The following is a 23914-nucleotide window of genomic DNA, read 5'->3' as shown; positions in this document are numbered from 1 at the left end:
TGGTTGCCGCCATCGGGCTGATCCGGCAACAGACCTTCGAAGAGGCGCTGTGAATCCGTCCCTGGACGCTACATTTGCCATCCATGGCAAATGACCTCCTCTTCGGTCTGTTCCCGGCGCCCGATGGCGATCGTTGTCGAGGCTCAGTGGATCTTTTGGGTCGCTGGCTAGAAAAGAGCGCGCAGCTCGGCCGGATTCAGGCCCCGCTGTTCGGGGCGTTCGTTGTCCGCCACCAGTGGCAGCAGCTCGGCCACGGTGGCCAGGGCGATGGCGTAGGGGCGCTTGTCGCTGCCTCTCTTTTTATTTCCCTCCGGGCCTGTCGTCATGCCCATGGGACAGCGCACCCGAGCCAGGGCGGTCTCATCGTGGCCGGCGTCGCGCAGACGCGAGCGGAAGCTGGCCCACTTGCTCCGGGAGCCGATCAGGCCGATGGAGGCGCAGTCACCGCGACGCAGCAGGGCGTCCATCAGGGCGCGGTCTTCGGCATGATCGTGGGTCATCACCAGACAGTGGGCGCCCGGGGGCAGGGCGGCCACGGCGGCCTCGGGGTCCGGTGCCGGACGGCATGCCAGCCGCGCCTGGTGGGATGCCCAGTCGGGAAAGACGCCCTCGCGGCTGTCATGCCATAGCAGCTGCCAGCCGAGCGGCTCGATCAGGCGGGCGATCTCGCCGCCCACATGGCCGGCGCCGAATAGCGCAAGGGTGGTGGTGCTGCCGGGGAAGACCTCGATCAGCACATTGACGAAACCTCCACAGCACTGGCCGCTGCGCCCGCCCAGGCTGAAGGCTTCCAGGCTGATGCCGGGTTCCGGTCGTCCCTCGTGTCCGGTCAGGCGCTGCCGGGCGGCGGCAATGGTCTGCCACTCGAAGGTGCCGCCTCCCAGGGTGTCATAGACGGCGTCTGCGGTGATCACCATGCGTGCCCCGGGCTCGCGTGGCGTCGAGCCGGCACTGGTGACCTGGGTGGCCAGGGCATGGGGCACGCCCTCCCGCTGCAGGCGGTGAAGGGCGGCGTGCCAGCTTTCCGGGCGCGCATTCATGGCACTACCTCCTCGCTGGGCCTTGCCTCCTGATGGTCATGGCGGCGCAGCGCCTCGGCGGCCATCAACACCCGCTCCGGCGTTGCCGGCGTATCCAGGCGTGGCGAGGCACGGTAGCCAGCAAGGCTTGCCAGGGCATCGCGCAGCGCCGACCATACCGAGATGGCCAGCATGAAGGGGGGTTCACCCACCGCCTTGGAGCGGTAGAGGCTGGCCATGGAGTTGGGGTGGCCCTCCATCAGCTCGACATTGAACACCGGCGGCAGGTCCCCGTAGGTGGGGATCTTGTAGGTGGCTGGCCCCTCGTTGAGCAGGCGCCCGTCGTCGTTCCACCTGAGCTCCTCGCTGGTCAGCCAGCCCATGCCCTGGATAAAGCCGCCTTCGACCTGGCCCAGGTCGATGGCCGGGTTGAGCGAGTCGCCGACGTCGTGAAGGATATCGACGCGCGCCACCCGGTACTCCCCGGTCAGGGTGTCGACGTGGACTTCGCTTACGGCGGCGCCGAAGGCGTAGTAGTAGAAGGGGCGCCCCTTGCCGGTTTCACGGTCATAGTGGATCAGCGGGGTGGCATAGAAGCCCTTCTCGGAGAGCGATATCCGCCCGAAGTAGGCCGCCTGCACCAGCTCACCCCAGGGGATGCGCCGCTCGCTCTCGCCGTTGCCGGCCACCAGGTGGCCCGCTTCCAGGCGCATGCCGTCACGTTCGAGGCCCTGGTCGACATGCAGGTTCGTGGCGGCGAAATTGAAGAGCCGCTCCTTGAGCCTGAGACAGGCGTCCCGGGCGGCCATGCCGTTGAGGTCGGCGCCGCTGGAGGCGGCTGTCGGCGAGGTGTTGGGAACCTTGTCGGTGCGGGTAGCGGTGATGCGTACCGCCTCGAGGTCCAGCCCCAGCTCGCGTGCCACCACCTGACAGATCTTGGTGTGCAGGCCCTGGCCCATCTCGGTACCGCCGTGATTGATCTGCACGCTGCCGTCGGTATAGACGTGGAGCAGGGCACCGGCCTGGTTGAGGTGTCTGGCGGTGAAGGAGATGCCGAACTTCACCGGCGTCAGCGCCAGTCCCCGCTTGATCACGGAGTCTTGGGCATTGAACTCGGTGATCTCACGCCGGCGCTGCCAGTAGTCGCTGGAGGCTTCCAGACGCTCGATCAACTCGTGGAGCAGGCCAAGCTGTTCCACCGTCTGGCCATAGTGTGTGGTTCGGCGCAGGGGCGTCTCGCCCCCTCGATAGAGATTGCGCTTGCGAATGGTCAGCGGGTCCTCGCCGACACGCCGCGCAATGTCGTCCATGGCCGCTTCGATCACCATCATGCCCTGGGGGCCCCCGAAGCCGCGGAAGGCGGTGTTGGAGGCGAAGTGGGTGCGTGCTCGGTGGCCCGTGACCCGGGCCTGGCCCAGCGAGTAGGCGTTGTCGGCGTGGAACATGGCGCGGTCGACGATCGCCTCGGAGAGGTCCGGCGAGTATCCGCAATCGCCGATCAGGGTGAGTTCGCCGCCCTGGATCACGCCCGACTCGTCGATGGCCAGACGGTAGCGATTGTGGAAGGGGTGGCGCTTGCCGGTGACGCGCATGTCCTCGGCGCGAGGCAGGCGCAACTTGGCGGCACGCCCGGTGCGACGGCTGATCAGGGCGGCGATGCACGCCCACGGCGAGGCCTGGGTCTCCTTGCCCCCGAAGCCGCCCCCCATGCGGCGCACCTCCACCGTGACCGCATGCAGCGGCACGCCCAGCACCTCGGCGACCAGCTTCTGGGTCTCGCTGGGGTGCTGGTTGGAGGTGTGAACCACGACACCCTCATCCTCGGTGGGCGTCACCAGGCAGGCCTGACCCTCTAGATAGAAGTGCTCCTGACCGCCGACGAACTGCTCGCCCTCCACGACCGAGGAGGCCATGGCGAGGGTGGCCTGCCAGTCGCCGCTCTCCTGAACGTGGGTCGGGCGCACGAACTCGCCGCGCTCGGCGGCGGCCACCGGGTCGAGGCTGGCCGGCTGCTCGTCGATCTTCACGACGCCTGCGTCCATGGCGGCCTTGACCGCCTCCCGGGCGGCCCGGTGACTCTCCCCGGCGACCGCAAACAGGACCTGGCCCGCGTAGCTGATCTCCTCTTCCACAAAGATCGGATCGCCGGGAAATACCGGGCCAATATCGGTATGCCCCGGCACGTCGTGAAAGCCGACCGCGTCGATCACGCCTGGCAGGGCGCGGACGCGTTCCATGTCGATCGGCGCCAGGCGGCCGTGGGCGACCGGGGAGAGCGCCAGCGCGAGATGCAGGCAATTGGACGGTGCCTGAATATCGTCGATATAGGTGGCCTTCCCGGTCACGTGCTTGACGGCGCTTTCGTGGGCATGCGCGTGGGTATTGCCGGCGGTGGCGCTCCCCTGGCGCTGCTGGCGGGGCTTAGTGAGCGTACGCATGGAGCATGACCTCCCGGGAGCCTTGGGGGTTATCGTCGGATGGGTGCGATTCGCTTACCACCAGCCGCAGGCGTTCTAGCAGGTTGGCGGCGCTCAGGCGGCGGTAGTCGGCGCTGCCGCGCACATCACTCATGGGCTGGAAGTCCGCCTCGAGAGCGGCTCGGGCCGCAGCGAAGGCCGCGGGTGTGGGGGCGTGTCCCTCCAGGGCCGCCTCGGCCGCCTCGGCGCGTCTGGGGATCGCCGCCATGCCGCCGAAGGCCAGGCGCACCTCACGCATCACGCCGTCGTCAAGGCGCCAGGTGAAGGCGCCGAGTACCGCGGAGATATCATCCTCCCGGCGCTTCGAGAGCTTCCAGATCCTCAGCTCTCGCTCGGGCTGGGGGTGGGGCAGGAAGATGGCGCGAATCACCTCGCCCGGGCGCAGTTCGGTGCGCTTGTAATCGAGGAAGAACTCATCGAGGGGGAGCACGCGCTCGGCTATTCCTTCATCGTCTCCTCCTTCAGCGTCTCCCGGGCCCGCCAGCCAGAGGCGACTGCCCAGGGCGAGCAGCACCGGTGGGGTGTCGCCGATGGGCGAGGCGTTGGCGATATTGCCACCCAGGGTGCCGCGGTTGCGTACCTGGGCCGAGCCCAGACGATGGAGCAGATGCTCGAAGGAGGGGTAGTGCTCGGCCAGCAACGGCCCGAGTCGTGCATAGGTCACCGCCCCGCCGATCCACCAGCCGTGCCGTCCGTCATCCAGCGTGGCCGGCTCGATGTGCTGGAGCTCGGGCACCCGGGTCAGGTCCACGACGCGCGGGAAGCGGGCCAGGCGCTGGGTCACCTCGAGCCAGAGGTCGGTGCCCCCGGCGACCAGTGGCGCCTCGGGGTGAGTTCGGCGCTCGGCCATCAGCGACTCAAGCGAGGCGGGCTGAATAAAGCCGGACTCCTTCGACTGGGACGCCGGCCTGGCGCTCTCCGGCTTCTCTCCCTCCTTGACGCTGTTGCCTTCCGGGGCCGTCGGCTCCCAGGCCCTGACGACGGGGGCGGGGTAGTCACCCATGGTCATGGCGGCATCGTGAATCGGGCGATAGCCGGTGCAGCGGCAGAGGTTGCCGCCAAGCGTTGCCTCCAGGCGTGCCGCCGTCAGTGGGGCAGGCGTACGCTGTTGTTCCTCGTGGAGGGTAAACAGCGACATCACGATCCCCGGGGTACAGAAGCCACACTGGCTGGCGTGGCACGCGACCATGGCCGCCTGGGCCGGGTGCAGGGCATCGCCCCGGGACAACCCTTCGACGGTGACCAGGGCGCGACCGTTGAGCTGATGAGCGGGCGTGATGCAGGCGTTGGCGGCCTGGTAGCGAAGGGTACCCTGGTCGTCGCGCTCGCCGATGGCCACGGTGCAGGCGCCGCAGTCTCCGGTGGCGCAGCCCTCCTTGGTACCGGTCTGGCCCAGGGTGTCGCGCAGCAGCTCGAGCACGCTGGTGTCGGGCGTCGCCTCGCACCGGCGCGGTTGGCCGTTGAGCAGAAATTCAATCATCGCCGTTCTCTTTGTGGTTGGAATTCGGGCGGTGGCGGAATCCGAGGCTTTGCTGTCAGGGGGGGCCTCGAATCCAGTCTGACCGATCGGTCAGGATTGCTTTCAGCTTGGTTCAGGAAAGGGAGAAATGCAAGCACTGGCCGACTGCTCCAGGGCAATCGCAGTTATCCGAACCAAGGGGCGCTGGGGACAAGCCGAAGGGGAGGTCCGAGGACCAGGGACGGCCGAGGTAGCGTACAGGGAGGTATTTACAGCGCCTCCTCGTAGGCTTGTCGACAGGTCAGCCCCGGGCTACCAAGTTGCCAAGCTATCTACGAGTTTCCGCCATGGTTTGCACGCCTTGGGGGCGTGCGGCAAACTTCTGCCATTCAGACCGCCCAGGAGAGCCCCATGACCCAGCGTGATGCTGTCGTTTCCGTTCGCACCGACAACGGCAGCGGGGCCACCCGGGAGCGCAACGAGCGCGAGATACTGGCCGCCGCCGAGCGGGTGTTCGCAGATCATGGCTACCGTGGCGCCAGCCTAGCCGAAATCGCGGCCCAGGCGGGGCTTCCCAAGTCCAATCTCCTCTACTACATGGGCAGCAAGCGTGGCCTCTATGTGCGTCTGCTGGAGCGGATGATGGCGCGCTGGAATGCGCTGCTCGACGAGATCTCCGTGGATGACGACCCGGCCGAGGTGCTGGAGGCCTTTATCCGCAGCAAGATGCAGCTCTCCCGGCGACATCCCGAGGGGTCGCGGCTGTTTGCCGCCGAGATCCTGGCCGGCGCCCCCTTCCTCCAGGAGTACCTGCGTGGCGACCTGCGGGACTGGGTAGAGGCCCGCGCGGCGATCTTCCGCCAGTGGGCCGAGCGCGGCCTGATGGACCCGGTCGACCCGGTCTGGCTGATCTTCCTGATCTGGTCGGCGACCCAGCACTACGCCGATTTCGAGGCCCAGGTGGTCGGCATCACCGACCGGGAGTCGCTCAGCGACAGCGATGTCGAGAGCATCACCACCTTCCTGACCCGGGTGATCCTCAAGGGCTGTGGCGTTGAAGTACGTGTCGAGACGGAGCGCTGACACCTCATGACCCTGCCCATCGACGCGCGACTCGACGCTATCCATGCGGCGCTGGCCGATCACTCCCGTGCGTTGCTGGTGGCCGAACCCGGTGCCGGCAAGACCACCCGGGTGCCGCTCTTCCTGCTCGATGCCCCCTGGGCCCGGGAGGGCCGCCTGCTGCTGCTCGAGCCGCGACGAGTGGCGGCACGACTGGCCGCCGGCTTTATGGCCGATCGACTGGGTGAGCGGCTCGGGGAGACGGTGGGGTACCGGATGCGTGGCGAGAGCCGGGTGGGCCCCGCCACGCGTCTGGAGGTGGTGACCCAGGGGGTGCTCACCCGGATGCTGCAGGAGGATCCCCTGCTCGAGGGCGTGGCCGGCATCCTCTTCGATGAGTTTCATGAACGCAGCCTGGAGGCGGATCTGGGCCTCGCTCTGGCCCTGGACGCCCAGACGGTGCGTGACGACCTGCGCCTGCTGGTGATGTCGGCCACCCTGGATGTCGATGCCCTGCTCGGTGTGCTGGGTCAGGAGACGCCGGTGATCGAGTGTCCAGGGCGAACCTTTCCGGTCGAGACCCGCTATCGAACGCTCAATGCCCGCCAGGAGGTGCCTGCCCAGCAGGCCAGGGCACTGCTCGACGCCATGGCCGAGCAGCAGGGGGATGCCCTGGTGATCCTGCCCGGGGTGGCGGAGATTCGTCGCCTGGGGGCGGAGCTGGCCAGCCGTGCCCCCGAGCTGCTTGCCCTGGAGCTCCACGGACGCCTGCCTCTCGAGGCCCAGCGCCGCGCCCTGCGCCCCGACCCCGAGGGGCGCCGGCGGGTGGTGCTGGCCACCGCCATCGCCGAATCCAGCGTCACCGTGGATGGCGTGCGCCTGGTGATGGATGCCGGTCGCGAACGGGTACCGGTGTTCCAGCCGCGCAGCGGCCTGACCCGGCTGGAGACCCGGCGAGTCAACCGCGCCAGCGCCGACCAGCGACGCGGGCGTGCCGGCAGGCAGGGGCCGGGGCTCTGCGTTCGACTGTGGGCCGAGGAGCAGCCGCTGATCCCCCATGGTGAGCCGGAGATTCGTCAGGCCGACCTGGCCCCGCTGGCCTTCGAGCTGGCGCGCTGGGGGATCACCGATGCGCACCAGTTGGCCTGGGTGACGCCGCCACCGGCCGGGCCTTTGGCCGCCGGTCGCGACCTGCTGCGCCGCCTCGGGCTGGTGGATGATGCCGACCACCTCACCGAGCTGGGTCGAGGCGCATCGCGATGGCCCATGCATCCTCGCCTGGCGGCGATGTTGGAGCGTGCCGGCGAGCGTCGGGCCTCCTCACTGGCCTGTGCCCTGGTGGCACTGCTCGAGGAGCGCGGGGTCGACCAGGAGCGTGACCTGGAGCGCATGTTGCAGGCCCGGCTGAGCGAGCCCCGTTCGCACCGACAGTGGCAACGAGACGCCGAGCGCCTGGCCCGCATCGCGGGGGTGGCACTCAAGGTCTCCGACCCGAGCCCACTCGGGGAGCTGCTGGCCATCGCCTACCCGGAGCGTATCGCCCAGCGCCTCGAGTCGCCGGGGCGTTTCCGCCTCGCCGGCGGTGGGCACGCCACTCTGCCCGAGGGCCACCCCCTGGCCCACACCGAGCTGCTGGTGGCCGCCGAGCTCTCCGGTGAGGCCAGCGGTGCGCGAATCTTTCGCGCCGTGGCGCTGTCTTGCGAGCGCCTGGAGGCGCTCTATCCCGAGTGTGGCGAGTGGCGCACGCGTCTCGAGTGGTCCGACGAGCAGGGTAGGCTGACGGGGGAGGAGGTGCGTGGCCTGGGGGCCGTGGTGCTCGAGCGACGTGCGCTTCAGGCGTTGCCGCCGGAGGCGGTGCGCCAGGCTCTGCTCGATGCCCTGCGCCGCCGCGGGCTCCCGGACAGCGACGCGCTGACTCAACTGCGGGGCCGGCTGGCGTTGCTCTACCGCACCCTGGGCGAAGCGTGGCCGGAGGTGACCGACGAGGCGCTGCTCGAGGGGCTCGACGACTGGCTGGGGCCCCACCTCGACGGCATTCGTCGGCTCGACGCCGTGGAGCGCCTGCCGCTGGCGCGTCTGCTGCTGGATAGCCTCGACGGGTCCCTGCGGGGACGCCTCGATGAACTCGCTCCGGAGCGCCTGACGGTGCCCAGCGGTGCCACCCACCGGGTCGATTACGCGCCCTGCCTGGCGGGCAAGCCACCGGTGCTGGCTGTAAAGCTGCAGGAGTGCTTCGGTTGGCACGCCTCGCCGCGGGTCGCCGAAGGGCGCGAGGCGGTACTGTTGCATCTGCTCTCGCCGGCGCGTCGGCCGCTGCAGGTCACCGCCGACCTGGCGAGCTTCTGGGCGGGGGGCTATGCGCAGGTGCGTCGCGAGATGCGAGGTCGGTATCCCAAGCACCCCTGGCCCGAGGATCCCATGGCCGCCGAGGCCACCGCCGGTACCAAGCGGCGTCGCGGTTAGGAAACCCTCTTTTTGGAAATGCTCGTGTTTCGATGGCAGTTATTGCCCTTGTCCATTTTCGGGGGAAGGACAGCGCAACACCCAGGCAGGGGGCGTGCGCCTACATCATCGAGACAGGCCCCTAAATATCAATGGCCTGCATGCTAATATATGCCGCTTGTATCAATGACAAGGAGGGCCGCGCATGGCACAACAGCTAGAGGACAATACGACGCCGTCAGGCGAAGGCCTTCCCGCCCCCGATGGACCGACCCAGTTGATCGACACGGATTACCAGATCGGTCAGGACAATATTCAGACCAACACTCTTGGGGTGGATGTTGATCTGCATGGCAAGGTATTTGCGGTCTCGGCACTCGTGGTGCTGTTCTTCGTGATATTGACACTTGCCCTGCAGGACCAGGTCGAGCCGTTGTTCACCCTGATGCGCAGCTGGCTGACAGACAACCTGGCGTGGTTCTTTATTGTCAGTGCCGATGTTTTCGTACTGCTCTGTATAGGCTTGATTATCTCGCCTCTGGGACGGGTGCGACTGGGCGGTCCACAAGCGCGGCCCGATTATGGCTTTCTCGGTTGGGTCTCGATGCTGTTTGCCGCGGGCATGGGTATCGGGCTGATCTTCTACGGTGTCGCCGAGCCGGTGACCCACCTCTCCTCTTCCCTTGGGGGAGTCAGTGTGGGGGAGAGTGGTCTGCGTACCGACTGGGCGCCGCTGGGAGGTGCCGAGGGAGATGCAGCGTCGGCATCATCGCTGGCCATGGCGGCCACCATCTACCATTGGGGGCTCCATCCCTGGGCGATCTATGCGGTGAGCGCGCTGGTGCTGGCACTCTTTTCGTTCAACAAGGGGTTGCCATTAACCATGCGTTCCGTGCTCTACCCTCTACTGGGCGAGCGCGTTTGGGGCTGGCCAGGCCATATCGTGGATATTCTGGCGGTGTTCGCCACGCTGTTCGGGCTGGCCACGTCGCTGGGTATCGGGGCCTCCCAGGCAACCGCAGGGCTCGGGTATCTGTTCGATATTCCCGCCAATAACTTGACCATGGTACTGCTGATCTCGGGCATTACCGTCGTGGCCTTGATCTCGGTACTTGCCGGTGTGGATAAGGGAGTACAGCGCCTTTCCCAGCTCAATATGCTGGTAGCGTTCCTGCTGCTGTTGTTCGTGATCATGGCGGGCCCGACACTCGGCATCCTCCTCGGCTTCTTCGAGAATCTCACCGCTTACGCGCGGCATCTGCCTGCACTATCCAACCCGTTCAATCGCACAGATGCCAACTACAGTCAGGGCTGGACGGCCTTCTACTGGGCATGGTGGATCAGTATTGCACCCCTGGTGGGCATGTTCGTGGCGCGTATCAGCCGTGGGCGCAGCGTGCGCGAGTTCCTGATCGCCGTGTTGCTGGTACCTTCGGTGATTTCCGCCTTCTGGATGACCGCATTCGGCAATACCGCCATCGACCTGTTGATTGCCCAACAGTTCGATGCCTTGAGTGAGGCGGCGGTGGAGCTGCAACTGTTTGTCATGTTGAGTCAGCTGCCGCTCTCCTCCATCACGTCCTTTCTGGGGATCGTGCTGGTGATCGTGTTCTTTACCACGACGTCCGACTCAGGTTCGCTGGTCATCGACTCGATCACCTCCGGCGGCAAGGTGGATGCGCCTCGTGTGCAACGAGTGTTCTGGGTCATCATCGAGGGGGCCATCGCCATTGCCCTGTTGCTCGGTGGTGGGCTCACGGCCCTGCAGGCGATGGTGATCTCGACCGGAGTACCGTTTGCCCTGGTATTGCTGGCGTGTAGCTACGCGGTGATCAAGGGGCTGCTGAGTGAGCCACGCCATCACCATCAATAGCGCGCAATGGCACGCCGATGGTTCCTTCCTGAAAGGCTCAGCGTGATGGAGCCCCGCACCGGCCGGCTGCCGAAGAGACCACCGAGGCTGAGGGTGCTGCCGACCAGGAAGCGACTGTTGGTCTGGTAGGCGGCGCTGCCGGTCGAGCCGTCTGCCGACCCTTGGTAAGATGGTGGACTGCCAAGCTCACAGGAGCCACCATGCCGAGCGCTTCAATTTCCTGTCCCTGTGGCGGTGGCAAGCCGCTGGACGCCTGCTGTGGCCGCTACCATGCCGGGGAGGCCGCCCCCACGCCCGAGGCGCTGATGCGTTCGCGCTACAGCGCCTTTGTGTTGAACCTTACCGACTATCTGCTCACGAGCTGGCATCCCGAGACCCGCCCCGCGTCGTTGACGGCGGATGACACCACACACTGGCTTCGGCTGCAGGTAGTGAGCAGCGGCGAGCAGGGGGATGACGGCTGGGTGACGTTTCGTGCCACCTTCCGTGAGGGCCACCATTACGGGGTGCTCGAAGAGGCGTCGCGGTTTCGCCGGGAGGAGGGCCACTGGCGCTATCTGGATGGACACCCGACGGTGTCGCGCCTGAAGCCCGGGCGCAACGACGCCTGCCTCTGCGGCAGCGGGCGCAAGTTCAAGCGCTGCTGCGCCCTGGGCTAGCCCCTCCCACGGCTGGCCGTCACCCGGTTGAGCCCTTAGACTGGCCGGCCGCCGCCTCAACACTCTTCACTCCTGCGATCGGATATCTCCCATGGCCCAGACCCCCTCGAAACGAATCAACAAGTACATCAGCGAAAGCGGCATGTGCTCGCGACGAGAGGCCGACAGGTACATCGAGCAGGGCAATGTGCGTATCGACGGCAGGCGAGCCACCCCCGGCGACCGTGTCGCTCCCGGTAGCGTGGTCAAGGTGAATGGCCAGGTCGTCGAGCCCCTGGCGCTGGAGGAGGAGGATCTGGTCTTCATCGCCCTCAACAAGCCGGTGGGCATCGTCAGCACCACCGACCCGGACGAGAAGGCCAATATCGTCGATTTCGTCAAGCACGGCACCCGAATCTTTCCCATCGGCCGTCTCGACAAGGACTCCCAAGGGCTGATCTTTCTGACCAACAACGGCGACCTGGTCAACCGCATCCTGCGCGCCAGCAACAATCACGAAAAGGAGTACCTGGTCACCGTCAACAAGCCGGTGACCGACGAGTTTCTCGCCGGCATGGCCGGTGGTGTGCCGATCCTCGGTGAGGTCACCAAGAAGTGCCGGGTGGTCAGGGAGTCGCGTTTCGTCTTCAACATCACCCTGGTGCAGGGCCTCAACCGTCAGATTCGCCGGATGTGCGAGGTGTTCGGCTACGAGGTGGTAAGGCTGGAGCGCATCCGCATCATGAATGTGTCGCTCAAGGGGCTGGCCATCGGTGACTGGCGTGATCTGACTCCGGACGAGGTGTCGATGATCCTCGCCATGACCGAAGACTCCGCCTCGGAAGCCGGCGAGCCCGCGCGTCGCAAGACCCGGCGCAAGGGGGCGGGCGGCGGCAAGGCCCGTGCCGGCAGCTCGGCAGGCAAGTCGGCGGGAAAGCCGGCAGGCAAGGCGGGAGCACGCCAGAAACGCACGCCGCGTGGCGCTGACGGGGCCAGCTCTCGCACTGGAAAGCCCGGCACTGGAAAACCTGGCTCAGGAAAGCCCGGTAGCGGCAAGCGCAAGATGACGGGCAAGGGCGCGGCAGCCGGCAAGGGGATTGCTGGGAAGTCGGCCGGCCCCAGGAAGCCGGGAGCCAAGCCGAAGGGCGGCCGCCCCTCCGGCTCCCGTGCCAAGGCGATGGCCCCGGGCGGCAAGCCCCGTGGCAGGAACAAGTAGCGCTTCGCTCCAGATAAAAAAGAGAGACCCTTATGACCGACCCTCGTCGATATAGCCCCGCCGCGGCACGCAATCGTCAGCCGATTCTCGAGGTGCTTCAGGCTGCGTTGCCAGAGCGCGCGCGGGTGCTGGAGCTCGCCAGCGGCAGCGGTGAACATGCCGTGCACTGCGCCACCGCCATGCCGCAGTGGGTATGGCAGCCGAGTGACCCGACCGCCGAGGCGCTGGCCTCCGTCGCCGCCTGGCGCGAGCAGGCGGGTCAGGCCAACCTGCTCGAGCCGATGCGTCTCGACGCCACCGATAAGCAAAGCTGGCCGGCGGGGCCCTTCGAGGCGATCGTTGCGATCAACCTGATCCATATCTCGCCCTGGGGGGTGAGCGAGGCGCTGATGGCGCGCGCCGGTGAGCGACTCGTCTCCGGCGGCGTGCTCTATCTCTATGGCCCCTACCGCCGCGCTGGCGAGCACACCGCACCCAGCAACGCCGCCTTCGATGCTGACCTACGACGCCGCGACCCACGCTGGGGGGTGCGTGATCTCGAGGAGGTGGTCGCCGAGGCCGAGCGCCATGGCCTCAGGCTCGAGCGCACGGTGGAGATGCCCGCCAATAATCTTAGCGTGGTACTCGTTCGCGACTAGGCTCTGTCCGAAAACTGGCTGCGCTCGGCTATACGGCGTTAAAAATCGACTCAAAGTACTCATTTACACTCCGTAAACTCGTGCGCGAGCCCGGTCCGTCTTTTCGCCGGTTTTTGCCTTGTCTAACCTTCGCTCGCCGACTTTTCAGCCAAAGCCTAGCGAGCCTGGGGGATTTCGCCGGGCTCACGGTAGCGGGGTGGCGCGTTCTCGCGCTCCTCACGGCTGAGTGTCTCGTCCTCGGCGGGCACCCCCCATACCGTCTCCCGGCGCCCGTCGTCGAAGGTGTAGGTGGTGCAGCCGGCAAGCAGCAGGGTGCCCAGCAGGGTGGCAGGCAGAAGTAAGCGTGTCGTCAGCATGGGGGCATCCAGTTGTTATCGAGCAGCGCCCAGGGCGAGCGCCGGGCAGGAGCCCCAACGCTACCCTGTCTGGCGATACCTGGGAAGTGCCTGGTCTGCCCCGGAGCACTTGCGGTCTCGCCACCGGCATGGCGTCAATTTTCACGTGGTGACGGCGAGTTGCAGGGCTTGAGTCGGGCAGTGGCGGCGAGTAATCTCGCCGAACTTAGCATGACCTAAAGTCAACACAGGATCGCAACGCATGCAGCAACTGCTCGAAAGTCTGACGGAAATTCTGGGGCCGGAAAATGTGCTGACGGGCGAGGCCGTGCTGGAACGCTCTTCCGACTGGTTCACGTCGCTGCCCTGTGAGGCAGCCGCCATCGTACGCCCGGCCACGACCGAGCAGTTGAGTCGGATCATGACGCTCTGCCACAAGGCTCGCCAGCCGGTGGTGACCCATGGGGGAGTGACCGGCGTGGTGCATGGAGCCGTGGCCAGTGCCAACGAGCTGGTGATCTCGCTGGAGCGCATGACGGCCATCGAAGAGGTGGATGCGGTGGGAGGCACCATGACGGTGCAGGCCGGCATACCCCTGCAGAGCGTGCAGGAGGCCGCCGCCGAGATCGACATGCAGTTCCCGCTGGACCTCGGCGCCCGCGGCTCCTGCACCATCGGTGGCAATATCGCGACCAACGCCGGCGGTGTTCGGGTGATCCGCTACGGCATGATGCGCCAGCAGCTGCTCGGCCTCGAGGCGGTGCTGGCGGATGGTCGAGTGGTCAGCTCCATGAACAGGATGCTGAAGAACAATGCCGGCTATGACCTCAAGCAGCTGTTTGTCGGCAGTGAGGGCACCCTGGGCATCGTTACCCGTGCCGTGCTCAGGCTGCAGCCGAGGCTGCCCAGCGAGCAGTGCGCCCTGGTCGCGGTTCCCTCGTTCGACGCCCTGACTTCACTGCTCGACCTGACCTCGAGGCGCCTCGGCCTGAGCGCCTTCGAGGCGCTCTGGAACGGCCACTACCGGCTGATGACCGAGGAGAGCGGTGCCCACCGGCCGCCCCTGGCAGCCGACTCCCCTTTCTATGCCATCATCGAGACCCAGGGAGTGGACCGGGAGCTCGATGCCGAGCGCTTCCAGGCGCTTCTCGAGCAGGCGTTCGACGAGGGGCTGGTCAGCGATGCCGTGCTGGCCAGTTCCGAGGCTCAGCGCCAGGAGCTATGGGCGATCCGGGAGAATATCGAGGTGCTGGTCCGAGCCCTGGATCCGATGTTCTCCTTCGACGTCAGCCTGCCGATTCCCGCCATGGAGACCTATGTGGCCGACCTGGAGCGGCAGCTGGCACAGGCCTTCCCCGAAGCGGGCCGCCTGGTCGCCTTCGGCCATCTGGGAGACGGTAACCTGCATATCATGGTGACCGTGGGCGATGCGGGCAGGGAGAGCCGTTATGCGGTCGAGAAGCTGGTGTATCAGCCCCTGGCCGAGATCGGCGGCTCCATCTCGGCCGAACATGGCATCGGAATGGAGAAGCGTGACTACCTCTATCTGAGCCGCAATGCGGATGAGATCGAGGTGATGAAGATGCTCAAGAAGGCGCTCGATCCCAAGGGACTGCTCAATCCCGGCAAGCTGCTGCCCTAGTCACTGCCGGGACAGGCGGTCGGGCCTGGAGAGAACGAGAGGGGACTTGCCCGACTCTTGAGCGATGAGCGATGCCGCCTGGTCAGGCGGCATCGCGGTTTCAGACCTTCACGAATCTGCCTAGCCTCCCGACCAGCCGACCAGGATAGGCACGTAGACCACCAGCAGCAGCACCGCGATCAGCCCCAGCAGGTAGGGGTTGATCGCCCGGGTGATGCGTTCCAGCGGCAGCCGGGTCACCGACGAGGCCACATAGAGATTGATCGCCACCGGCGGGGTGATCATGCCGATGGCCAGGCCCACCACGATGATCAGCCCGAAGTGAATGGGGTCGATGCCCAGCTGGGTGACCAGCGGCAGCAGCACCGGCGTCAGGATGATCAGGGCGCTGGCGGTCTCGATAAAGACGCCGGTGAGCAGGATCACCGCGACCACCAGCAGCATGATCACCATCGGGTCGGTGGAGAGCGAGAGCACCGCCTGGGCGATGGCGCCGGGCACCTGCCAGCTCGACAGGGTCCAGCTGAGCACCGCCGAGGTGGCAATCACCAGCATGATCACCGAGGTGGTGATGGCCGAGCGGATCAGGATGCGGTAGACATCCTTGATTCCCAGATCGCGGTAGACGAACAGCGACACCAGCAGGGCGTAGTTGACCGCGATCACCGCCGCCTCGCTGGGAGTAAAGACCCCGGAGAAGATCCCGCCGAGGATGATCACCGGCGTCATCAATCCCCAGCTGGCGCTCTTGAAGGTACGCCAGATGGTGGCCGCCGACAGGGCGGTGCCACGCGGGTAGTTGCGACGATAGGCCTGCACGATGGCGATGGCGGAGAGCCCGAGGCCCATGGCGATGCCCGGCAGGATACCGCTCAAGAACAGCGTCGATACCGACTGCTGGGCGATCACGGCATAGATGATCATCGGCACCGAGGGCGGGATCACCACCCCGATGGTGCCGCTGGCGGCGATCAGGCTGGCGGCCGAGGCGGGCTCATAGCCCTTCTTGCGCAGCTCCGGCACCAGGCTCGAGCCCACCGCGGCGGTGGTGGCGGCACCGGAGCCCGAGATGGCGGCGAAGAACATCCCGGCGCCGACCGAGACGATGGAGAGCCCGCCCTTTAGAAAACCGAACAGCGAATCGGCGAAGTCGACCAGCTTCTCGCTCACCTTGCCCTGGGCCATCAGGTCGCCGGCCAGGATAAACATCGGTACCGCCACCAGGGCGAAGGAGTTGATGCCCTGGAACATCTGCTGGGTGACCACCATCAGCGGCACGCCCTGGGCATTGAGCGCCACCAGGGTGCTGGCACCGATGGCCAGGGCGATGGGCACTCCCAGCAGCATAAAGAGCAGAAACAGCAGGAAGAGCAGGGCGGTCATGGCGCCTCCTCGTCGTCGCTCGGGGAGGCAGCATCACCGTTCAGGGCCAGGGTGGCGATATCCACCAGGGCGTACCAGGCCATGATCGCCGCCGAGAGAGGAATCACGGCGTAGACCCAGGTCATGGAGACGCGCAACGAGGCGGACTTCTGGAAGCTCTGGACCTGCATGTACTCCCAGCCGATCATGACCAGGGCAAGCAGAAAGCCGAGTGCCACCAGCAGGGCGGCGATGCGTGCCAGGCGCCGGGGTAGCGCGGGCAGGGCTTCGACTACGAAGGTCACCGCGATATGGCGTCCGCGGCGGAACGCCAGGGTGGCCGCCAGGAAGGTGATCCAGACCAGCAGGAAGCGGGCCACCTCCTCGGTCCAGCCCACCGCGGTGAAGAACACGCGCGACAGGATCTGCAGGGTGATCACGCCGATCAACGCCGCCATCGCCGTGAAGACCACGGGTGCGATGACGGCGTCGAGGGCGCGCTCACTCCACTGCAGCGGTCGCAGCAGGGAATGGGCGAGGGAAGGCACTTACTTCAGCGCCTCCTGGATGCGCGGCAGGTAGTCACCGAACTGCTCGCCATACTGCTCATAGACCGGGGTCACGGCCTGCTGGAAGGCGGCGATATCGGGCTCCTCGACGATCTCCATGCCCGCCTCACGCAACGCCGCCAGCTGTTCGGCCTCCATCTCGGCGTTGACCCGGCGCTCATGCTCGGCGGCTTCCTGGGCGGCCTGCTCGATCACCGACTGGGCGGCCTCCGGCAGCTGGTTCCAGGCCGGCATGCCCATCACGAAGATCGCCGGGGCGTAGGTATGGCGCGACAGCGTCATATGATCCTGGGTCTCATACAGCTTGAAGGAGTGGATCACGTTGACCGGGTTCTCCTGGCCATCGATGGTGCCCTGCTGCATGGCGGTCAGGGCCTCGGTCCAGGCCATGGGCACGGCGTTGGCACCCAGCTCGCGGAAGGTGTCGACGTAGACGGGGTTCTCCATCACGCGGATGCGCAGGCCGTCGATATCCTCGGGGCTCTCCACGGCACGCTCGCTATTGGTCAGGTTGCGAAAGCCGCGCTCGGCATAGGCCAGGCCCTTGAGGTTGACCTCGGAGAGTCGGTCCAGCAGCTCCTGGCCGATCTCGCCGTCGAGCACCTCATAGGCCGCCTCGGGGCTGGGGAACAGGAAGGGCAGCTCGAAGACCGCCATCTCCTCCAGGAAGTTGGCCACCGGCCCGTTGGTGATCACGCCCATGTCGACGGTGCCGATCTGCATGCCCTCGAGCAGGGTGCGCTCGTCGCCCAGGGCGGCGTTGGGGTAGAGCTCGATATCCAGCTTGCCGGCGGTGCGCTTCTCCACCAGCTCCTCGAACTTCATGGCGGCGAGGTGGAAGCCATCCTGTTCATTGACCACATGGGCCAGGCGCAGGGTCACCGGGTCCATGTCATCGAACTCGTCTGCCTGGGCAGTGGCGATCATGGCCAGGGAGACGGAGAGTGCCAGCGTGCTGCGGATAAAGCCGTTCATTATCGGTTTCCTTTGTGTGTCAGCAAGTTGCAGAGTCCAGCGCCGGAAAGCATGCATCGCCCCGGACGCCGCGGTCAATCGCGCCGGTGATCACTCCGCCAACGCGGCGGCCTGGGCACGCAGCCAGGCGATCTCCTCGGCCCAGATGGCGGGCTCGATGGTCTCCAGCACCAGCGGCATATGGTCGGTGCGGGGGTCCTGCATCAGGGCGGTAAAGCAGTCGCTGCCGATATTGCCCTGACCGAGACTGTGGTGGCGGTCGACCCGGCTGCCGAACTCGCTCTTGGCGTCGTTGAGGTGCATGCCCTTGAGGTACTCGATGCCCACCACGGCATCGAACTCGTCGAGCATCGCCACGGCCGCCTCTCGAGTGCGTAGCTCGTAGCCGGCGGCGAAGGCGTGGCAGGTGTCGATGCATACCCCGACCCGTGACTTCTCCTCCACCTGCTCGATGATCTCGGCGAGATGCTCGAAGCGCCAGCCCAGGTTACTGCCCTGGCCGGCGGTATTCTCGAGTACCGCGGTGACGCCGCGGGTCTGGGCGAGTGTCTCGTTGAGTGACTCGGCGATGCGCGCCAGGCAGTCGCTTTCGCTGATCTTGCGCAGATGGCTGCCCGGATGGAAGTTGAGGCGGTCGATGCCGAGCTGCTCGCAGCGTTGCAGCTCATCGAGAAACGCCGCCCGTGACTTCGCCAGTCCCTCGGCCTCCGGGTGACCCAGATTGATCAGATAGCTGTCATGGGGAAGGATCTGGCCGGGTCCGAAGCCATGGCGCTGGCAGGCGCTGCGAAAGGCCTCGATCACCTCGTCGGTGAGGGGCTTGGCCCGCCACTGGCGCTGGTTCTTGGTGAAAAGCGCGAAGGCGTTCGCCCCGATCTCCACCGCGCGTTCCACCGCCTTGTCGACGCCGCCGGCGGCGCTGACATGGGCTCCGATATATTTCACTGCTCTCTCCCCGTAACGGTTTGATGTCGCGGCATTGTAGGCGTCCAGGGCGGGACGGCAACTCTCAACGCCGCCGTCCCAGCCAGTAGCGATGGCCGCGGCGTTCGGGAGGCGCCTCCACCAGCGGTTCACGAGGGCGATAGGGTCGCCCCGAGGGCGGCCTGGGGCCCTGGCGTTCGGCCAGCGCCATCAGGCGCTGGATCCGCTCGGCGGTGGGCGGGTGGGTCTGCAGGTAACGCAGCCAGCCCGGCAGCTGCCGGCGACCGAACAGGGTCGTCAGCCAGATGCCGTTGCGCCGTTCCAGCAGAGAGAGTGCCTCGGCCAGTGCCTGGGGGTCGCGGGTCAGTGCCGCCGCCTCCAGGTCCGCGGTGAACTCGCGGTTGCGCGACAGGGCCAGCTGCAGCAGGGAGCTGGCCAGGGGCGCCAGGCCGACCGCGAGCAGCTCGAGCCAGGGCATGCGGATCTCGCCGGCCATGGCCATCGGCAGCAGGGCAATCAGCGCCAGCTGCACCAGCATGGCCCCCCAGACGGTGAGTCGCGTCATGGTGGCGGCCATGGACATCACCCGGGTATCACCGTGGCGCAGATGGCTGACCTCATGGGCCAGCACGCCGGCCAGCTGGCGCAGGGGCAGGCTGTGCAGCAGGCCCTCGGTTATCGCGATGCCGCCGTCCCGGGCATCGCCCACGGCGAAGGCGTTGAGGTCCGCGGAGGGAACATAGAAGAGCCAGGGTGGCTGGGTGATCCCCGCGCGCCGGTAGAGTAGCTCCATGACCCGGTAGAGCTGCGGCGCCTGATGCCGGTGCAGCGCCCCGGCGCCACTGCGCGCCAGCACCAGCCTGGCCGGAATTCGCCCCCCGAGGTAGAGGGTCAGCATCACCAGGCCGAAGACCCATAGTACGCCCACGGGGCCCGCCAGCAGCCAGGCCGGCATGGCGAGCAGTATCGACATGCCGACCAGAATCAGCAGATGCTGGCAGGTGTTATGCAGCCGCTGGGCGGTGAGGCGAGAGCGCATGGCGAATCTCCTGTTGGGGCCATATGGAAGGCCCCGGCAGACCCGTGATGAGCCTGGCCGCTGACCAAGTCGGCACCCGTGTCTGTAACAGTGTATGTCAGCACGTAAAATTTTATGGAAATACTTCCCAAGGATTGAAAACCCTGCGGTGATGCGTTTTATTAGCCGGGTAAACAACTAGGAGAGTAATGATGTCACTGCCCATTCATACCCCGGAAGTCCTGGAGCATCTGCTGCGTCAGGCGGAAGCGATCAAGGCGTCTGAAGAGGCCATCAGTACCTACATCGACTGAGCGCCCCGCGGCCAGGGATGGCCAACCGTCGCGACTCTTTTCTCCACCACTATCCCCACCTCATTCCTCACCTCTCACCCCTTTCCTCACCTTGCTTCCAGCTCTCTGCCTGTTACCTGCCTACCCGGCCCGGCAAGGGTTGCCGACGACAGCGGCCAATTGAGATGAGCTAGCGCCTCCGGCACTATGTGCGCTCACCGGCGACGGGTCGGTGATCGGCATGCCAACGACCAGGGACGCGACATGGGCCAGCTGCTACGCATCGTGATGATCCACGGCCACCTCGAGGGAGTGGTCGAGCTCAGTGTGGATGGCCACACCAATATCTGCGGTACCAATGCCTCGGGCAAGACCACCCTCCAGCGGCTGGTGCCGGTATTCTACGGTGAGCTGCCCAATCGGGTGGTGCCGCGCACACGCCTCAAGTTCGACGCCTTCTATCTGCCCCATCGCAACAGCTACCTCGTGTATGAGTACCGTCGCGAGGAGGGGGATCTCTGCCAGGCGGTGCTGACCCGCCGTGGGGAGGGCGGGGTGGAGTATCGCTTCGTGGGCGATGCTTACCGGCCCGAGGACTATCTGGTGCAGAGCGACGCCGGCGTGGTGGCGCTGGACTATGCCCAGTGGAGCAATGGCCTGCGCCGCCGGGGGGTATCGGTCTCGCCCAAGCTGGGTGCCACCTCCGAGTATCGTGCGGTGATCCAGAATGACTTCACCCAGACCGGCAGCCAGCCCCGGGGCAACAGCAGGGAGGGGGTGCGCCTGCGCCAGACCGCCGCTCGCTTCAGCCTGGTGGTGCGGCCCGGTCAGCGCATCCGCCATATCGAGAAGCTGGTCTCGGCGGTGCACGCCAAGGAGGGCAAGATGGACACCCTCAAGACCATGCTGGCGGCGATCTTCGAGGAGGATGGCGTCGAGCTGCCGGTGACCCGCATTCGCAACACCAAGGCCCGTGAGTGGATCGCCCGCATGCGTCAGTCCATGCGCCTGGAGCCCCTGCAGCGCTCGCTGGGTGAGCTGGAGCGCCTGGATCGCGAGATCGCCGATCTCGAGGCCTCGCTCTGGCAGCTCAAGCCCCAGCTGGAGGCCGATCGTCACCGCGCCGAGCGCGAGAAGGCCGAGCGTGAGGCCGAGATTCAGCAGCGACAGCGTGATTTCCAGGCCCGCGAGACGGCCTACCGCGAGCAGCGCGATGCCTACAACGACCGCGCCAGCGAGCTGCAGAGTGAGCTGGAGCAGACCCGCGGCGTGCTCGATGACCTGCAGCGCCAGTATGAGGCCTTCGAGGCGGCCGATATGCCGAGTCTGGAGCAGGATCTCAAGGCGCTGCCCCAGTGGCGTGAGCAGCAGCAACAGCTACGCGATCATCTGGAGGTGATGCAGCAGGCGGTCAAGGAGAGCAAGGCCAAGCTGGAGGCACGCCTGGTGGAGCTGGGTGACCTCCTCGAGGCGCGACGCGATGAACTTCAGGGCCTGATCGATGCCCTGGGGGAGGAGAAGGAGGCCTGTCGCGACCAGCAGAGCGAGGCCGAGGGGCGCCTGGATGCCGACTATCAGGCTCGCCGCCAGGCGCTGGACGACGACTACCGCGCCCGTCTGGAGCAGATCACCGAGCGCCTTGCCGAGCTCAAGGCGGGCCTTTCGCACACCGCCCAGAGCCCCGAGGAGGCCCGCGAGGCGGAGCAGGCCCAGGCTCGGGTCGACCAGGCCCAGAGTGAACAGGCGTCTGCCGCGGCGGCCATGGAGCAGCTGCGTGGCGAGCTCGATGGGCGCAAGCAGGAGCGCGACGCCGCCGAGCACGGGCTGGAGAGGGCCCGGGCTCGACGGTCTCGCGCCGAGGCGCACCTCACGGCGCTGCAGCTGCAGCGCGACCCCGCCCAGGGCAGCCTGCGTCACTTCCTGCGCCATCACCGCCCGGGCTGGGAGCAGACCCTGGGCAAGGTGGTGGCGCCCGAGCTGCTGGAGCGGCGTGACCTCGCCCCGCAGTTCAACGACAGGGCGAGCGATGACCTCTTCGGCCTGACGCTGGATCTGGCCGCCATCGAACCGCCCGACTATGCCCAGGACGAGGCCGAGCTGCAGGCCGCCATCGCTGCCGCCGAGGCGGCGCTGGGCGAAGCCCGGGAGGATGAGAAGGCGGCCGAGAAGTCCCTGCGGGCCAGCCATCAAAGGGTGCAGGAGGTCGACGCCCGCCTGGAGCGCGCCCGCACCACGCGGCGCCGCGCCGCCGAAGAGGTGGATTACGCCCTGCAGGCGCGCAGCCAGTGCCAGCAGCGCCATGCCGCCGCCCAGCAGGCGCGCCAGGCCGCCAGCCGTGAATCGCTGGCCGAGCAGGAGGCCGCCCATCAGGCCGTACGTGAGGAGCAGCGCCAGGCCCTGGAATCACTGGCCGGTGGCCACCGTGCCCAGCGCCTCGAGCTTACCGCCGATTTCCAGGCGCGGTTGGCCGGCTTCGACCAGCAGATCCAGCAGCACCGCCGTCGGCTCACCGAGCACAAGGAGGAGCACCGCCGCCAGCGTGACGAGCTCAACGCCGCTTACGACCGCGAACTGGCGGAGCAGGGGGTCGATCCGGTCAGCGTGCGCGAGACCCGTGCACGCATGGAGGCTCTGGCCAGGCGCATCCGTGATACCGAGGAACGCCGCGAGGAGCTCGATGCCTATGCCCGCTTCATGCGCGTGGAGTGGGGCGAGCGCAAGCCGCGGCTGGTGGAGAAGGAGGCCGAGCTCTCCCGCGAGCGCGATGCCCTCGAGCGTCGACGTCAACAGCACCGCGCCGACTTCCACGCCGCCCGCGACGAGCACCGCGCGACGGTGAATGAGCTCACGGCCCGCCGTGATGCGGCCAGCAGGCTGGTGGAGACCCTCGCTCCGCTGCTCGACAAGCTCGAGACCCTCGCCCTGGTGGCGGCCCCCGAGCCCCTCGGCGAGGTGCCCGGGGATACCGAGGAGCGCATCGAGCGCCTGCGCCAGGGGCTTACCGATCATGCCCGCGAGCTCGAGGCACTGCGCCGCGGCTGCGAGAAACTGGAGTCCGAGCTGATCAAGGGGGCCAGCGCCGACTTCCAGGATACCCTGGAGGCTGAGCGTGCCCGGCTCGATGGCGATAGCCCGCGCCGCCTGCTGCCGGTGATCGCCGGCATGCTGCAGCTTCTCGAGGGCCAACAGCAACAGCTGCTGCAGGAGGGGCGCAACCTCTCCGATGACCTCGACAAGTTCTTTACCGTGTTCAGCGACCTCAACCGGCGTATCAGTGCCCAGAGCCGGCGCCTGTCGGATGAGGTGGCCGACGATCTCAAGCTCGAGGGCATCGGCCGCGCCGAGGTGAAGATCCAGTCCACCATCGACGAGCTGGGCTTCTGGGAGCCGCTCAAGCGATTCTCCCGGCACTACCGCGAGTGGCGCGACTCGGGCCAGCCGCTTCCCGGTGACGACTATCTCGACAGCCTGGCCGATGTGGTCGAACTGTTGCGCAGTGACCAGCAGTACAGCTTCGAGAGCCTGCTGCGCCTGGAGCTGCATCTCAACGAGGGCGGTACCGACCTGGTGATCCGCAATGATCGTCAGCTGCTGGAGTCCTCCAGCCACGGCATGGCCTATCTGATCCTGTGCAAGTTCCTGCTCGCCTTTACCCGGCTGCTGCGCGGGCCGGCAGAGATCGCCATCCACTGGCCGATCGACGAGATCGGTACCCTTGCCTACCACAACGTCGAGAAGCTGTTCGATGCCTGCGACAACAACCATATTCATATCGTCGGCGCCTTCCCCAACCCGGAGTCGGACGTGCTGCTGCTGTTCCATAACCGTTATCTGATCGACCGTGACGAGGCCGAGCCCGCCAAGCGGCGGCTCAAGCGTATCGAGCCCCGCCTGAGCCGCCTGGCCCAGCGCCTGCAGGCGCGCGCCGAGGAGGTGGCATCATGAGCCAGGACGTGAAGCCCCAAGCGGAAA

At 66.7% G+C, this 23914-nt stretch carries 17 protein-coding genes; 8 read left to right on the top strand and 9 right to left on the bottom strand.

The window, feature by feature from the left end:
* Positions 1–167: 167 nt before the first annotated feature.
* Genes xdhC through xdhA form a run of 3 tightly spaced genes read right to left on the bottom strand, consistent with a single transcriptional unit; the run spans position 168 to position 4976 of the window.
* Positions 168–1040, bottom strand: coding sequence for a xanthine dehydrogenase accessory protein XdhC (xdhC, locus tag RM463_RS01310; protein ID WP_311428665.1), 873 nt, complete (start codon positions 1038–1040; stop codon positions 168–170).
* A complete protein-coding gene (gene xdhB, locus RM463_RS01305) occupies positions 1037–3457 on the bottom strand; it encodes a xanthine dehydrogenase molybdopterin binding subunit (RefSeq protein WP_311428664.1) in 2421 nt (806 codons plus the stop codon). Before xdhB ends, xdhC begins: the two co-directional genes overlap by 4 nt.
* Positions 3441–4976 (bottom strand): xanthine dehydrogenase small subunit, encoded by a 1536-nt coding sequence (gene xdhA / locus RM463_RS01300; protein ID WP_311428663.1) that lies wholly within the window; start codon positions 4974–4976, stop codon positions 3441–3443. Before xdhA ends, xdhB begins: the two co-directional genes overlap by 17 nt.
* A 390-nt stretch (positions 4977–5366) precedes the next feature.
* Between xdhA and RM463_RS01295 the strand changes: the two genes are divergently transcribed.
* The 6 genes from RM463_RS01295 to RM463_RS01270 all read left to right on the top strand — a co-directional run bounded on the left by RM463_RS01295 (position 5367) and on the right by RM463_RS01270 (position 12824).
* Positions 5367–6038 carry a TetR/AcrR family transcriptional regulator gene (locus RM463_RS01295; RefSeq protein WP_311428662.1) on the top strand — a complete coding sequence of 224 codons (672 nt, stop codon included), beginning with the start codon at positions 5367–5369 and terminating at the stop codon, positions 6036–6038.
* Positions 6039–6044: 6 nt separating this feature from the next.
* On the top strand, positions 6045–8480 hold the full coding sequence (hrpB, locus tag RM463_RS01290) for an ATP-dependent helicase HrpB (RefSeq protein WP_311428661.1): 2436 nt from the start codon (positions 6045–6047) through the stop codon (positions 8478–8480).
* 184 nt (positions 8481–8664) lie between these two features.
* A complete protein-coding gene (locus RM463_RS01285; RefSeq protein WP_311428660.1) occupies positions 8665–10332 on the top strand; it encodes a BCCT family transporter in 1668 nt (555 codons plus the stop codon).
* A 200-nt stretch (positions 10333–10532) separates the two neighbouring features.
* Complete coding sequence (locus tag RM463_RS01280; protein ID WP_311428659.1) at positions 10533–10991, top strand: YchJ family metal-binding protein; 459 nt, start codon at positions 10533–10535, stop codon at positions 10989–10991.
* Between the two features lie 91 nt (positions 10992–11082).
* A complete protein-coding gene (gene rluF / locus RM463_RS01275) occupies positions 11083–12186 on the top strand; it encodes a 23S rRNA pseudouridine(2604) synthase RluF (protein ID WP_311428658.1) in 1104 nt (367 codons plus the stop codon).
* Positions 12187–12218: 32 nt separating this feature from the next.
* Positions 12219–12824, top strand: coding sequence for a DUF938 domain-containing protein (locus tag RM463_RS01270; protein ID WP_311428657.1), 606 nt, complete (start codon positions 12219–12221; stop codon positions 12822–12824).
* Between the two features lie 155 nt (positions 12825–12979).
* Here RM463_RS01270 and RM463_RS01265 read toward each other — a convergent pair whose 3' ends face one another.
* Entirely contained in the window at positions 12980–13180 is a 201-nt protein-coding gene (locus RM463_RS01265) for a hypothetical protein (RefSeq protein ID WP_311428656.1), read from the bottom strand.
* A 241-nt stretch (positions 13181–13421) separates the two neighbouring features.
* Between RM463_RS01265 and RM463_RS01260 the strand changes: the two genes are divergently transcribed.
* Positions 13422–14801 carry an FAD-binding oxidoreductase gene (locus tag RM463_RS01260; RefSeq protein WP_311428655.1) on the top strand — a complete coding sequence of 460 codons (1380 nt, stop codon included), beginning with the start codon at positions 13422–13424 and terminating at the stop codon, positions 14799–14801.
* A gap of 120 nt (positions 14802–14921) precedes the next feature.
* Here RM463_RS01260 and RM463_RS01255 read toward each other — a convergent pair whose 3' ends face one another.
* From RM463_RS01255 to RM463_RS01235, 5 genes are all read right to left on the bottom strand, one after another.
* The gene (locus RM463_RS01255) at positions 14922–16184 is read right to left on the bottom strand and encodes a TRAP transporter large permease (protein ID WP_311428654.1); all 1263 of its coding nucleotides are present in this window, start codon (positions 16182–16184) and stop codon (positions 14922–14924) included.
* Positions 16181–16711, bottom strand: a complete 531-nt coding sequence (locus RM463_RS01250) for a TRAP transporter small permease (RefSeq protein WP_311428653.1) — start codon at positions 16709–16711, stop codon at positions 16181–16183. Before RM463_RS01250 ends, RM463_RS01255 begins: the two co-directional genes overlap by 4 nt.
* Entirely contained in the window at positions 16712–17707 is a 996-nt protein-coding gene (locus RM463_RS01245) for a TRAP transporter substrate-binding protein (protein WP_311428652.1), read from the bottom strand.
* Positions 17708–17797: 90 nt separating this feature from the next.
* A complete protein-coding gene (gene nfo, locus RM463_RS01240; RefSeq protein ID WP_311428651.1) occupies positions 17798–18652 on the bottom strand; it encodes a deoxyribonuclease IV in 855 nt (284 codons plus the stop codon).
* Positions 18653–18716: 64 nt separating this feature from the next.
* Positions 18717–19670 (bottom strand): zinc metalloprotease HtpX, encoded by a 954-nt coding sequence (locus RM463_RS01235; RefSeq protein WP_311428650.1) that lies wholly within the window; start codon positions 19668–19670, stop codon positions 18717–18719.
* Positions 19671–20206: 536 nt separating this feature from the next.
* Between RM463_RS01235 and RM463_RS01230 the strand changes: the two genes are divergently transcribed.
* Positions 20207–23887 (top strand): ATP-binding protein, encoded by a 3681-nt coding sequence (locus RM463_RS01230; RefSeq protein WP_311428649.1) that lies wholly within the window; start codon positions 20207–20209, stop codon positions 23885–23887.
* Positions 23888–23914: the final 27 nt, after the last annotated feature.

The sequence above is a fragment of the Halomonas sp. LES1 genome (genome assembly GCF_031846005.1).
Lineage (GTDB): Bacteria > Pseudomonadota > Gammaproteobacteria > Pseudomonadales > Halomonadaceae > Halomonas.
Note: the sequence above shows the minus strand (reverse complement) of the source record. Positions and strands in the feature narration are given on the sequence as shown.